The organism is Celeribacter persicus, from assembly GCF_003050785.1.
GTDB classification, from domain to species: domain Bacteria; phylum Pseudomonadota; class Alphaproteobacteria; order Rhodobacterales; family Rhodobacteraceae; genus Celeribacter; species Celeribacter persicus.
Genome location: NZ_QAOH01000021.1, coordinates 37,350 through 50,283, shown reverse-complemented (window position 1 = coordinate 50,283; position 12,934 = coordinate 37,350). Strand labels below are relative to the sequence as shown.

12 protein-coding genes and 1 tRNA gene are annotated in these 12,934 nt (G+C 61.1%); 2 read left to right on the top strand and 11 right to left on the bottom strand.

Annotated elements, in window-relative coordinates:
• Window positions 1–78 precede the first annotated feature (78 nt).
• From C8N42_RS18085 to C8N42_RS18060, 6 genes are all read right to left on the bottom strand, one after another.
• Window positions 79–153, bottom strand: a tRNA-Gln gene (locus C8N42_RS18085).
• A gap of 376 nt (window positions 154–529) precedes the next feature.
• Window positions 530–2,317, bottom strand: a complete 1,788-nt coding sequence (locus C8N42_RS18080) for a KpsE/RkpR family capsule polysaccharide export protein (protein WP_107817895.1) — start codon at window positions 2,315–2,317, stop codon at window positions 530–532.
• Window positions 2,301–2,954, bottom strand: a complete 654-nt coding sequence (locus C8N42_RS18075; protein WP_107817894.1) for an ABC transporter ATP-binding protein — start codon at window positions 2,952–2,954, stop codon at window positions 2,301–2,303. The genes C8N42_RS18080 and C8N42_RS18075 overlap by 17 nt, the downstream gene beginning before the upstream one ends.
• A gap of 202 nt (window positions 2,955–3,156) precedes the next feature.
• Entirely contained in the window at window positions 3,157–4,437 is a 1,281-nt protein-coding gene (locus tag C8N42_RS18070) for a Na+/H+ antiporter NhaA (RefSeq protein ID WP_107817893.1), read from the bottom strand.
• Between the two features lie 118 nt (window positions 4,438–4,555).
• Window positions 4,556–5,584: a permease gene (locus C8N42_RS18065; RefSeq protein WP_107817897.1), complete on the bottom strand. Its 1,029-nt coding sequence runs from the start codon at window positions 5,582–5,584 to the stop codon at window positions 4,556–4,558.
• The gene (locus C8N42_RS18060; RefSeq protein WP_107817892.1) at window positions 5,577–5,954 is read right to left on the bottom strand and encodes an ArsR/SmtB family transcription factor; all 378 of its coding nucleotides are present in this window, start codon (window positions 5,952–5,954) and stop codon (window positions 5,577–5,579) included. The genes C8N42_RS18065 and C8N42_RS18060 overlap by 8 nt, the downstream gene beginning before the upstream one ends.
• Window positions 5,955–6,042: 88 nt before the next feature.
• Between C8N42_RS18060 and C8N42_RS18055 the strand changes: the two genes are divergently transcribed.
• Both C8N42_RS18055 and C8N42_RS18050 read left to right on the top strand, forming a co-directional pair.
• Window positions 6,043–6,621, top strand: a complete 579-nt coding sequence (locus C8N42_RS18055; protein WP_107817891.1) for a uracil-DNA glycosylase family protein — start codon at window positions 6,043–6,045, stop codon at window positions 6,619–6,621.
• An 8-nt stretch (window positions 6,622–6,629) separates the two neighbouring features.
• Window positions 6,630–7,421 carry an SseB family protein gene (locus tag C8N42_RS18050; protein WP_107817890.1) on the top strand — a complete coding sequence of 264 codons (792 nt, stop codon included), beginning with the start codon at window positions 6,630–6,632 and terminating at the stop codon, window positions 7,419–7,421.
• Between the two features lie 36 nt (window positions 7,422–7,457).
• On the opposite strand, the gene C8N42_RS18045 is transcribed toward C8N42_RS18050, so the two are convergent.
• From C8N42_RS18045 to mreC, 5 genes are read right to left on the bottom strand one after another with little or no spacing between them, the layout of a single operon-like run.
• Window positions 7,458–8,390 (bottom strand): 2-hydroxyacid dehydrogenase, encoded by a 933-nt coding sequence (locus C8N42_RS18045; protein ID WP_107817889.1) that lies wholly within the window; start codon window positions 8,388–8,390, stop codon window positions 7,458–7,460.
• A complete protein-coding gene (rodA, locus tag C8N42_RS18040; protein WP_107817888.1) occupies window positions 8,387–9,535 on the bottom strand; it encodes a rod shape-determining protein RodA in 1,149 nt (382 codons plus the stop codon). The genes C8N42_RS18045 and rodA overlap by 4 nt, the downstream gene beginning before the upstream one ends.
• Complete coding sequence (mrdA, locus tag C8N42_RS18035; RefSeq protein ID WP_107817887.1) at window positions 9,532–11,451, bottom strand: penicillin-binding protein 2; 1,920 nt, start codon at window positions 11,449–11,451, stop codon at window positions 9,532–9,534. Before mrdA ends, rodA begins: the two co-directional genes overlap by 4 nt.
• Complete coding sequence (locus C8N42_RS18030; protein WP_107817886.1) at window positions 11,448–11,987, bottom strand: rod shape-determining protein MreD; 540 nt, start codon at window positions 11,985–11,987, stop codon at window positions 11,448–11,450. The genes mrdA and C8N42_RS18030 overlap by 4 nt, the downstream gene beginning before the upstream one ends.
• Window positions 11,980–12,909 carry a rod shape-determining protein MreC gene (mreC, locus tag C8N42_RS18025; protein ID WP_107817885.1) on the bottom strand — a complete coding sequence of 310 codons (930 nt, stop codon included), beginning with the start codon at window positions 12,907–12,909 and terminating at the stop codon, window positions 11,980–11,982. The genes C8N42_RS18030 and mreC overlap by 8 nt, the downstream gene beginning before the upstream one ends.
• Between the last annotated feature and the right edge of the window lie 25 nt (window positions 12,910–12,934).

The following is a 12,934-nucleotide window of genomic DNA, read 5'->3' as shown; positions in this document are numbered from 1 at the left end:
CCTAACCGGGGCATAAAACAGGGGCATTTTCCGGCGGAGTTGGTCCGTCGGGCCTTGCTTCATTGATGTAGAGGAATATGGCTGGGGTGGTAGGATTCGAACCTACGGTGCGCGGTACCAAAAACCGGTGCCTTACCACTTGGCTACACCCCAACGTGGGGGGCTAATTAGTCTGTCCCCGCGTCGGGTGCAACCCCTTTTTCGGCAATTTCGTGTCATCCGGGGAAAGATTTTTCTACGGCTTCGATCCGGGAACGGCTTCTATGGGAGACACCCCGGAAAACGCTCCAGGGTGTCTTTGTCAGACCGATCCGTTTGTATGAATCGCAGCTCAATTGCCGAAATCGGCGAGTGTCACCACGCCGTCGCGGCAAAGGGCAGAGCGGCCATCAGACTGAGAAAAAGCGCAAAACGTCTCATCGTCAGATCCTTTCCAGTTCCGCGTGTCGATACCAGATCGAACGCGACAGAGGCGGCATTCCGTCTGAACAGAATGTCGCACCCTGTAAACCGCCAAGGACGTACCGGATCAGGCAGAAACCTGTTCGCGCAGCACGGCAGCGGTCAGAGAGGCCATCAGATAGATGCCGGAAAAGACCAGAAGCGCCAGAAGCGTGTTTTCGAATTTGCGCGGGTAGGTCGGTTCGTCCGGGGCCACGGGGCGCGAGGACAGGGAGAGATAGCGTACCTGGCGGTTTGCTTCGATCCGGGAGGCTTCGAGCGCCTGAATGGCCTGTGCGACCATCGCCTGACGTGTTGCCAGATCGACCTCCGCCATCCGTTGTTCGGCGGTGATCCGGGCCAGAGAACCCGCGCCGTTCGAGGCCTCGGTCAACTGTTTGCGCAGGTCGGCGATGATCTCTTCGAGACGCCGAATGTCGCCACGGGTACCATCGACGCGGGCCTGGTTCGGGCTCGGGTTGTCGAGCAATTGCTGCAGCGACAGTTTCTTTTGCTGCAACTGGGTGTCGAACCCAGAGATTTGCGACATGATCGCGGCGGTCTCTGCATCCGGCGAAATGATCCCGAGCTGCTCCTGCAAGAGAACGACCTTTTCCTGGGCTGCCTGCATCTTGTTCTCGGCATCGGCGAGACTTTCGCGCGCGCCTTTCATCTGGTCTTCGCGCAGACGCTGGGTCAGGTGATCCACCTGTTCCTCGGCATATTTCACCAGAAGATCGGAAAACTCCTGCGAAGTTTGCGGATCGGCGGCGACCACCTCCATCCTGAGCAGGCCCTCGGTTGGGTCATAGCCGATGCTCACACGGTCGAGATAGACCTTGTAGGCTGCCTCGTTCGACGGGTTTTCCGGCAGGCGCTGGATCGGGTCGATCGCCTTCGAGGCGAAATGGGCCTTGAAGCCAGCATCGGAATCAAGCCGCAACATCGCATCGCGCGAGGTCAGGTAATCCTGCACCGCAATGGAATCCTGCGACGAGCCGAAAGACGTACCTTTGAGCATGCTGCTCAACCCGCTGCCCGCCGCGGATGCGGCCTCGGCCTGCTGGATGACGAAGGCGGATTTGGTCGCGTACATCGGGGTCGCGATCTTGTAGAAATAGAATCCCGCAAGAAGCGTCGGGATGCCCACAAACACCAGAAGCCGTGCCGCCAGAAGCAACATCTTGCGTCGGCGGCGTTTCGCGATGTCTTGCTGAATGCGGGAAATCTCGTCCTCGCGGCCCAGCCGGTCCATCATGTTCTGCGAGGGCAATTGGGGGGTGTTGTCCACGGTCTTGGGCAGTTTCGCCCCCTCGGTCGTGGTCAGTGCGTGCGAGGCATCCTTGTCTGTGGTCACCAGTTCGAGCATGGTGCTGCGCTGGAACGGGTCGATCCCCTGTTTGCGCAACAACCGTACCGCGTCGAAATCGGAGGTTGCGGCGATGCCGTGTTTTTGCGCCACGCGGCGAGCCATGCGCAATTGCCGACCGCTCAGGCCCTCGCGGCGGATGGCGTCGATCTCGGCGTCGATGGAGGCCTCGTCCGCGGGCGTGACCTCGCCGCTGACACCCTCCTCGTCTTTCGTGCCGGAGGCCAGAGTACGCGCGACGCCGCCCTGAACGCGTTTGCGCCCCGTCGGGTTTTGCGAAAGATGGGTCACACTACTTTCCGCTGCCGCAGAGCCGGGGTAGGGCATGTCGCCGAACCCGTCATCAGCCGCACCATTGTCGAACAACTTGTCGTCTTCGGCCCGGATGTCGGCTTGAATCGCCTCTTCTGGGGAGAGTACCTCCGCATCCGGTTGCGCGACCGCACTTTGGGCTGCGCGGGGTGTCCGGCGTACGCGGAATTTCTGGGCTTTAACCTTGGTAGTCATAAAGTGCCTTGGCCTCTTCCAGCGTGTCGAACATATACAGCCGACCGTTCCTCAGAACGGCGGCGGAGCGACAGAATTTTTCGAGTGTCGCGGCCTGGTGAGAGACCACGATGATGGTGGTGCGCTCAAGGCGTTCGCGCAGGATGCCCCCGGCCTTGCGGTTGAAATTCACATCCGCAGTGGAGGGCATGCCCTCGTCGATCAGGTACATGTCGAAATCGAGCGCGAGCAACAACGCAAAGGACAGGCGAGAACGCATCCCGGAGGAATATTTCGAAACCGGCATGTCGAAGTATTCGTCCAGATCACAAAGCCAGCGGCAAAAGGCCTCGACGTAATCGGGGTCGAGATCGTAAATCTGCGCGATGAACCGCACGTTCTCGCGCGCCGTATGTTTGCCGATCAGCCCGCCCATGAACCCGAGCGGAAAGGACACGCGACAACCGCGACGGATCTCCCCTTCATCGGGTTTTTCCAGCCCGGACATCATGTTGATGATGGTGGTCTTTCCGGTGCCGTTGGGTGCAAGAATGCCAAGCGAATTGCCAAGCTCGACACGAAAAGACGCGCGGTCAAGGATCACCTTGCGCTGTTTTCCGGTCCAGAAGGACTTGCTGACATTGTCGAATTCGAGCATGGGCACCCGCCACGATACTAGCTTAACTCATCCCTGTTTACACGGGGCTTTCTGGCAGAGTGTTCTACCAAGCCATTTCGGCTATATTATGTCGTCTTACCCCGGGAAATCCATCTCAGATCGCGCAAATGTGGCAAGAATGAGGCCAAAATGCAGGATTTCGGCCTCAGGAGAGAAACAGTACCGTCTGGGAGAGTGTGGCTCAGACGTATTGTTTCTTCACTTTGCACAGTTTCCCGGCCACGATGGAAATGATCGCGGCGGCAAAGGAGAACAACGCCCCCATCTTCGCGGCATCCTGAACCGATGCGCCATCCAGCAGAGTGTGTGCATCGAAAGCCACGGAGGCGATGAAAAGCGAGACTGTGAAGCCGATCGCCGCGACACATCCGATCACCAGAAGGTCGATGGTTCGCATCCCCGCAGGAAGCCCGAGCCGCAGTACATGCGCGGCCAGAGAGCCCATTATCAGGATGCCCACCGGCTTGCCGATCAGAAGCCCCCCGAGCACCAGCCAGGTCGGTTCGCCGATGGCGTTGAACTCGACGCCTGCGTTGAGCAGGCCGAAGAAGAACAGGATGACCTCGACCGGGGTTTTCAGCTTGTGTTCGATATCGTTGAGCAGGTCGTGCAGGTGTTGTTCGGCATCGGCGAAAATCCCGAAGGCGCGGTCGGCATGCGGGATGGTCGGCACGATGGGCAAGAGACCCAGCGCCGGGTGAATGCCTGCGCGCATGAAAGCGTACCAGGAGATGCAGCCCGCGATCAGATAGGGCCAGAAGCTAAGGTTCTTGCGCACCCAGGTCGAATTCGGGCGCACCTGATTGTGCTTGTCGAGCACGCGCGGTAGCCAGTTGGCGACAAGAAACACGATCACGGCGGCGGCGGCGGAAAGCAGGAGCCATTCAACAGCCAGTTCTCCGGTCGGGTAGAAGATTGCGAGGATCACAAGCCCCGCCGCATCGTCGGCAATCGCCAGAAGCAGAAGGAAGCGCACCGCCGGGTGACCGGCGCCGAACACCAGACGCCCGACGAGATAGGAAAAGGCGATGTCGGTGGCGGTCGGGACCGCCCAGCCGTTTTTCACTGCATCGAACGTGTCGGAGCCGAACAGGAGCGCCAGTCCGAGATAGACGGCGATCGGTCCGAGCATCCCGCCCGCGGTTGCAATCAACGGGGTCGCGGCTTTTTTTCCGCGCAGAGAGCCGTTCTTGAGGATCACGGCCTCCCAGACCTCCTTCGCGGCAATGGCGAAGAAGAAGGCCATGAGTACGTCATTGAACAGATAATGCAGCGTCAGCGTGCGGTGGACATGGCCCGCGTCATCCATATGCGGATGGCCGATGAAAAAATTCTCGGCAATCGGGAAATCGACGAAGGTATGGTAGGAATGCGCATCCACATTCGCCCAGATCAGTGCCGTGATGGCCCCGAAGATCAAAAGCAGCGAATAGTTGGTGATGAAATTCCAGACCCTGTACATGCCCGTGCGCTCCGGTCCCTTTGCCCTGTTCGGGTCGGGAATAGTGCAACTGCGGCAACAGGGCAAGCGTGACCGGGGGCACCGGACACGCTCCCGATGGCTTTTCACAAAGGTTTGCTCAGAAAATCGACCAGATCGTTCCCGCGAGAACCGCGCCCAGAAGGGCGAAGCCGATATAGGCGACAAAGACACGCGGTTTCACCAGTGCCCAGACCGCCACCGCCGCAGGGATACAGGAAATCCCACCCGCGATCATGAAGGACATCGCGGCCCCTTCGGCCATGCCCTGAGAGATCAGTCCGGACATCAATGGCACGGCGGCGAACCCGTTGAGATAGGCAGGGGCGCCGATCAGCGCGCCGATCAGGATCGGGCGCATCCCATCGCCGCCCATGACGGAGGCGATCATGTCGGCGGGCAGGTAGGAGAGCATCACGCTTTCGAGCACGTAAGCCACCAGCATCCATTTGCCGAGGAACATCAGGTTCTTGAGAAAGCTCGATTTGAACGTGTCGATCCGCGAGCTCTCGCGCCAGAATGCCCAGAGAGGTGTGCCGCGCAGGCCGGAGGTGGCGCAGCAGGAGGGTTTGGTAAAGGCCTTGAGCGGATCGGCGAAAAGCGCCGTGCCACCGAGAAGTTTCACCCCGAAGCCGCCCAGAAGGCCAATGCCGATGGCGGCGATTGTCTTGGCTACGGCGAAATCCATGCCCAGCTCGCCCGCAGTGACAAAGAACATCGCCGGGTCCATCAGGGGCGAGGCCAGCCAGAAAGCCATGACCGCCGAAAGCGGCACGCCGACGGCCAGTGAGGCGGCGATGAAGGGAATGACCTGACAGGAGCAGAAGGGAGAGATGCCGCCGACGAGGGCCGCGACCATGATCATCTGCATCTCACGCCCTTCGAAAGCACGCGACAGAAGCGTTTCCGCGCCGGAGGCCTGTACGTAGGCGGTGGCGATAATGGCGAACAAAAGGAACGGCGCGGCATTCCAGAGCGCCTCAGCGGTAAAGCGCAGGGTAGGCCACAGGTTCGCCGGATCGAACAGAGCCACCGCAAGCAAGACGAACGCGGTGAGCAGAAGCGCCTTGTCGATCTTCTTCCAGAGAACGGGCAGGCGGCGGGGCGGGGTCTGGGTCAGGTCAGTCATGGTGTTCTCCATGATTTTCCCCGTGGCAATGGCTGTCCGGGGTGCAGGTCTCGTCTTTGCAATCGGCACAGCATTCGGAGAGGAGGGCTGAGACCAGCGTATCCAACTCGCGGTAATCGGCGGCGATGCAGATCACCGAACGCCCGTGCTTTTCCTGCTTGGCGAGCCGTGTTGCGGCCAAGGTTTTCATGTGATGGGTGAGCGTTGCGCCCGTGATGCCGGTGCGCGCGCCCAACTCGCCGATGGTGAGCCCCTTTGGCCCCGCGCGGACCAGCGCACGCAGCACCAGAAGGCGTTGTTCCGAGCCGAGGGCGGCAAAGGTGCTGGCCGCCTCGGCCAGAGAAATGTCGTCAAGAGGAAGGATACGCATGAGAGACTCCTGTCATTAATTCGATATTTCTAAAAATGTAGAAATGAGTCAAGTGGCCTTTCCTGTTTCCGCGCGCTAAAACCATCCCATGAGCCTGATCGAGGACATCACATCCTGCCGCCTTTGTGCCGAGCGGTTTGCTGCCACCGCGACGCATCACGCACCGCGCCCGGTGGTGTGGTTTCGCCCTTCCGCACGCATCCTGATCGCGGGGCAGGCCCCCGGTGCGCGGGTGCATGAGAGCGGGCGGCCTTTTACCGATCCCTCGGGAGATCGGTTGCGCGCGTGGCTCGGGTTGGATGAGGCGGTCTTCTATGACCGCGACCGGATCGCCATCGTGCCGATGGGGTTCTGTTTTCCGGGTTATGACGCGAAGGGATCGGACATCCCGCCGCCTGCGCTTTGCCGCGACACTTGGCATGACCGGGTGATGGAAGAACTCGGGGAACTCGAACTGATCCTGCCCGTGGGGCTGCATGCGATCCGCTACCACACGGGTCACAAGGGGGCTCTGACCGAGGCGGTGCAAAACTGGCGCGCCCATGCGCCGCGTCTCTACCCCTTGCCTCATCCGTCCTGGCGCAATACGGCTTGGCTCAGGAAAAACCCGTGGTTCGAGGCCGAGCTTTTGCCGGAGTTGCGCGCCCGTATCCGAGACCTGTTGTGAGACATGCCATGACCGAACAGACGCCCATCGACCTTGCCCATGCTTTGATGCAAGCCGCACCCGAAGACGACACCGCGCGTCTGCGGTTTTTCGAGCGGGTGGCCGACGGCGAATGGTTCCTGCTGCTCGAAGAGGAGCATGACGGTGAGGGGCCGATCTCGCCGCGGGTGTTTCCGGTGGAGGAAAACAGTTTCGTTCTGGCCTTTGACCGCGAACAGCGTTTGGCGGAATTCGCGGGGCATGCGCCCTATGTGGCGATGTCGGGGCGGGTTCTGGCGGAAATGCTGGCCGGTTCTGGATACGGGCTTGGGCTGAATCTCACTGTCGCGCCTTCCGAGATGCTGCTTCCCGGCGCGGCGGTCGACTGGCTGCACGCCACGCTCGGCAACGCGCCAACCGAAACTCATGGCAAGGCGGAAGAGGTTTTCCCGCCCGCCGACCTGCCGGAACTGTTGATCACGGCGCTGGATGCCAAGCTTGCGATTGCGGGTGGTCTGGCGAAGTTTTGCTATCTCGCCGGGGTGAAATACGAGGATGGGGTACGTTCGCACCTTCTGGCTTTCGTGGATCAGATCCCCGGTTCGGAAACGTCTCTGGCTCGTCTCGTCTCCGAAGCGCTGATCTTTTCCGGGATCGAGGCGGGCGCGCTTGATGTTGCCTTCTTTAAATCCTCCGATCCGGTCTGTGCGTCGCTGGCGCGCTTCGGGTTGCGCTTCGATCTGCCGGAGCCGGAACCGCTGGAAACCAACGGACCGTCCGCGCCCGGCATGGACCCGAACGCGCCGCCCATCCTGCGGTGATCTGAATATTTTTCCTGCAATGAAGACAGAATGGGGTCAGTATCCCGCGCCGCGATCCACGAGATGCAGGAAAGCTTCGCCCGTCTCGCCGCGTCGGATGTTTTCCGCGATCACCTCCGAGGCGGTCGCGGGGCGGGTCTCGGCGGCGATGTGGGGCGTGACGGTGACTTTGGGATGCAACCAGTAAGGATGGTCCCCGGGCAGAGGTTCGGTGCGGAACACGTCGAGGGTTGCGTGGCCGATCTGGCTGCTGTCGAGGGCGGCGAGCAGCGCGTCGTCGTCGATCAGCGTACCGCGCCCCGGATTAATGAGCATGGCGCCTTTGGGGAGGCGTTTCAGGCTGTCGGTATTCAGTATGTCTTGTGTCTGAGCTGTGTCGGGCAACAGCAGGACGAGAATCTCGGCAGTGCTCAGCGCTGTTTTCAATCCTTGCGGCCCGGAGAGGCAGGTGATGCCGGGGACCTCTTTGGGGCGGCGTGACCAGCCGGTGACATCGAAGCCGAGGGTGGATAGCGCTATGGCGCAGGTGCGCCCCAGTTCGCCGAGACCCAGAACCGTCACCTTGCGGTCGCGGGCGAGCGGCGGGGTGGTCTGATCCCAGACACCTTTGAGGCCATGGATATGGCGATCCATGCCGAGATGATATCGCATCACATGCCCCACCACGTAGTCGCGCATCCCGAGCGCCAGACCCGCATCCACCATACGGCACAAGGGCTGGGTCAGGGTGGTGTTGGGGGCGATCTTTTCGACCCCGGCCCAAAGGCTCAGGACCGCTTTGGCGCGGGTGAAGGGCGTGAAATCGCTCAGGATCTCATTTGGGGCGTAAACGATGTAATCGACGACGGCGGGATCGGCCTCCCGCGTCAGTCGTGCGTTGATCCCGGCCTTGCGCAGGGCTTCGGGCAGGGCGGTCGCGTAGGCGGGCCAGAGCCGGTCCGGGGCGGAAAACAGGATGGTCAGGCTCATCGCTTCCCTCTGGGACGGTGAATATGAGCGGATTGCACGATGCCGAAAGCGGCGAGCAGAACTAGCATCGCCGAGCCGCCATAGGACACGAGCGGAAGGGGCACGCCGACGACAGGCATCAGTCCCATGACCATCGACATGTTCACCGCGAAGAAGAAAAAGAACGTCGCGGCGATGCCGATGGTGACGAGCGCGCCGAAGCGGTCCTTGTTGTTCATCGCGGAGATCAGGCAGAAAACGATGATCCCGGCGTAAAGCGCCAGAAGGGAGAAGCCGCCGATAAAACCGAATTCCTCCGCCAGAGTGGTGAAAATGAAGTCGGTGTGTTTCTCCGGCAGGAAGTTGAGACGCGACTGCGTGCCTTGCATGAAGCCCCGCCCGGTCCAGCCGCCGGAGCCCAGGGCGATCTTGGCCTGCGTAATATGATAGCCCGCGCCCAAGGGGTCTGTCGAAGGGTCGAGAAACGTGTCGATGCGGCGGAACTGATAATCCTTGAGAAGCTGCCAGGAGGTGCCGCGGGACATGAAGACGGCACTGATCAGCCCGGCGAAGATCGCCACCACAGCGCCGAAATACCACCAGCTTACACCGGCAGCGAACATCACGATGGCTCCGCCCGCAATCAGGAGGATCGAGGTGCCGAGATCGGGCTGCTTGAGCACAAGAAAGGTCGGCACGAGGATCAGGATGACGGGGATGGCGACCCAGAGCGGACGGGAGACTTTCTCCAGAGGGAGCCAGTCGTAATAGGCCGCAAGCAGCATCACAAGGGCGATCTTCATCAGTTCCGAGGGCTGAAGCTTCATAAAACCGAGGTCGATCCAGCGTTGAGCACCCATTCCGACGTGTCCAAAAAATTCCACGAAAATCAAGAGGATGAACGAGGCGATATAGGCCACACCTGCGATGTTGCGCCAGAACCAGATCGGCACCATGGCGATCATGAACATGGCGACCATGCCGAGGGCAAAGCGTTTCATCTGCGGTTCCGCCCAGGGTTGAAACGAACCGCCGGCATTGGAATAGAGCATAAGAAAGCCGACCGAGGCCACCGCCGAGAGCAGAAGCACCAACGCCCAGTTGAGATAGAGCACTTTCGAAATGCCGGTCGGGATGGTCTTGAGATTGCTTTCGAGGTAGCTCACGCTTGGCTCCTCTCGACCTGCTCTGCCTCGGTGCCGATCAGCGGCAAAGTGCGGAAGCGTTCCCGGATCGTGTTCTGTTGCGAGGACGGGTAGGCCGACAGCGGCGGCACCGCACCATAGAGCGAGAACAGCATGACATCACGTGCGATCGGGGCTGCGACGGAGGAACCGCCGCCACCATGTTCAACCACGACGGAGACCGCATAGCGTGGCTTGTCATAGGGCGCGAAGGCGACGAACAGCGCGTGGTCGCGCTGCTCCCAGGGCACTTCCTTGTTGTTCACCACGGTAGAGCGCACCTGCGAGGTGCCGGTCTTGCCCGCCATGCGCATGGTTTCGTCGGCAATCCGTGAGGCAAAGGCCGTGCCGCGGTTGGAGTTCAACACTTCATACATGCCCTGACGCACCGCGCGCAGCATGTTTTCATTGAGTTCGAGAGGCGCGCCGCCCTGAACCGGTTGTTCGACACCGTCGATGGATTTCACGATGCGGGGCACGATCTCACGGTTGGTCGCGATCCGTGCAGTCATCACGGCAAGTTGTAAGGGGGTCGCCAGCACGAAACCTTGCCCGATGGCGGCGTTGAGACTGTCGCCCACCACCCATTCCGCCCCGCGTTTCGCGAGTTTCCATTGCTTGTCCGGCATCAGCCCGGAATTGATCCCCGAAAGCGGCAGGTCGTATTCCTGTCCGAGCCCGAGTTTGCGGCCCATTTCGGCGATCTTGTCGATGCCCGTGCGCTGGGCCATCTCGTAATAATAGACGTCGCAGGAATGGCGTAGCGAGCCTACGAGGTTGAGATTGCCATGCCCCGCCCGTTTCCAACAGTGGAACCGTCGCCCGCCGACTTCGACATAGCCGGGGCAGCGCACGGTTTCCTCCGGTGTTACAGCGCCACTGTTCAGCGCGGCCAGCGCCGTCACCATCTTGAAGGTGGAGCCGGGCGGATAGGACCCTTGAACCGATTTCGCGGGCAGGGGGCGATGGTCGTTTTCCAGCAAAGCCGAGTAGGCGGCCGAGGAAATCCCGCGCACGAAGAGATTCGGATCAAAGGCGGGGGTGGACGCGGCGGCGATGATGTCGCCGGTCTCCACGTCGATCACCACGGCGGCAGCACTTTCCCCGCCCAAACGCGCGTGGATGAAATTCTGGACCTTGTGGTCGACGGTGAGCTGGATATTCGCGCCCGACTCGCCCTCCTTGCGGTCCAATTCGCGAATGATCCGGCTATAGGCGTTCTGTTCGACACGGCGCAGCCCCGCCTTGCCTTTGAGCACGTCTTCGAGCTTGGCCTCGACGCCGAATTTGCCGAGCTGGAACTTCGGAATGGTGTAGATCGGATCGACGGTTTCCATCTTCGAAATGTCATAGCTCGACACCGGGCCGACATAGCCGACGAGATGAGCGAAATCCTCGTGCAGCGGATAATAGCGCGACAGTCCGACCTCCGGCGTCACCCCCGGAAGAGCAGGGCCGTTGGCGGAAACCAGAGAGAAATCTTCCCAACTCAACCGATCCGCGATGATCACCGGGGCGGAAGGGCCGGCGTCCTTGAGCTCCTTGCGCACGCGCGCCTGATCCTCCGGCGTGATGCCGATCAGCTCTTCGAGCTTCATCAGAACGGCGTCCAGTTCGGCGGCGTCCTCCTTGCGGATCACCACGCGGAAGGTCTGTTCGTTCTCGGCCAGAAGCGCGCCGTTGCGATCGTAGATCAGCCCGCGTGCGGGCGGGAGAAGGAAATCGCGGATGCGGTTTTCTTCGGCCAGAAGACGGAATTCATCGGCCTGTTCGACCTGCATATAGCGCATGCGCAGGCCCAGAACGCCCATGAAGGCAACTTGTGAGCCGCCCAGAAACAATGCGCGACGGCTGATCTTGCGGGTCGAGGCTGCGGTTTCCGTGGGGGTCCGTTTCATCGCGCATATCTCATTTCATCGGCCTCGGAGGGGCTGATCTTGGTCATGCCGAGCAGATAGCGCGAGACCAGCACGACGAGAGGATAGCTCAGGAGGGTCGAGAGCTGCGCCATGAGTGCAAGGCCGAGGGATGTCTGGTCGACCATGAAGACCGCCAGCACAAGACGATAGAGCAACCCCATGGCCAGCATCACCCCCCCGACCATCATCCATTCCATGGCAAAGGACATATCGCGGGAGGTGGTCTCGCGCCCGCGCAGAAATTCGAGGCCCAGAACGCTGAGCAGGGTCCAAAGCCCCGGTGGGCGCAGAAAGATGAAATCGGCGATCAGCATGACGGGGGCGAAGAGAAACACCGGCACGTAATCCGGGCGGCGCAGCACCCAGGCAAAGGCCACCGACAGGATCAGATCGGGACCTGGCCAATGCCCTGCGCCAACCTGGATTGGCAGAAGGTAGAAGAACGCGGCGGTGAAGGCGATGAGCAGATAGCCCACGCGAAAGGACAGGGTTCGGACCGTGCGGGGATCAACCATCGCTGGCCTCCGGCGCCCCGGTTCCTGTCCCTGCCTGCTCTGCTCCCATCGGGTGAGTCGCGTCTTCGGGGACAATCAGTCCACCGGGGTCGGTGATCCGCTCGCTTTCATGGGTGCGAAGTACGCGCAGATAGTCGAGCCGTTCGTAATCGGCGGCAAGGATCACGCGCAAGCGGCGATCCGGGCCTTTCGCGACCTGACCGATCAGAATGCCCGGCGGGAAAACGCCCCCATCGCCTGAGGAAATCACCCGGTCGCCGGGGCGCACAAGCTCAGGCGTCTCGATGAAATCGAGCGAAGGGCGGATGGAATTGTCGCCCGAGAGGATCGCGCGCTGGCCGGAGGGTTGGATCGTCACCGGGAGGCGCGAATTGCTGTCGGTCAGGAGAATCACCCGCGCGGTGTTCTGGCCCACCCCGGAAATGCGTCCAACAAGACCGATGCCGTCCATCGTTGCCCAGCCGTCGACGATCCCGTCGCGCGCGCCGACGTTCAGAAGTACGGATTGGCGAAACGGCGAGCCGCTGTCGGCCATCACCACGCCGGTGACATAGGTATAGCGCGGGTCGAGGCGGACATTGTTGAGATCGAGGAGTTTGGCGTTCTTCTGTTCGAGCTGAAGGGCGGCTTCTTTCCAGGCCTGCATTTGCCGCAACTCGTTGCGAAGCTCCTGATTTTGTTCGTAAAGCCGTTGATAACTTTGGAAATTCTCGACCATGCCGAGAGTTTTCGTCACCGGCACAAGTGCCCATTCCATTGAGGGAACGAATTTGTCGACAAGCCCCGCGCGAAGTCGTTCGACCCGCGGGCTGTCGATCCGCCAGAGGATGAATAGGCCGGTGAGACACAGCAGCAGGATCCCGATCAGCAAACGCCGGATCGGGCGGACGTATTCATCCGCTGTGCCCCTGTCTCTGGCCAAGATGTCCTCTCAGGCAACCAACCCG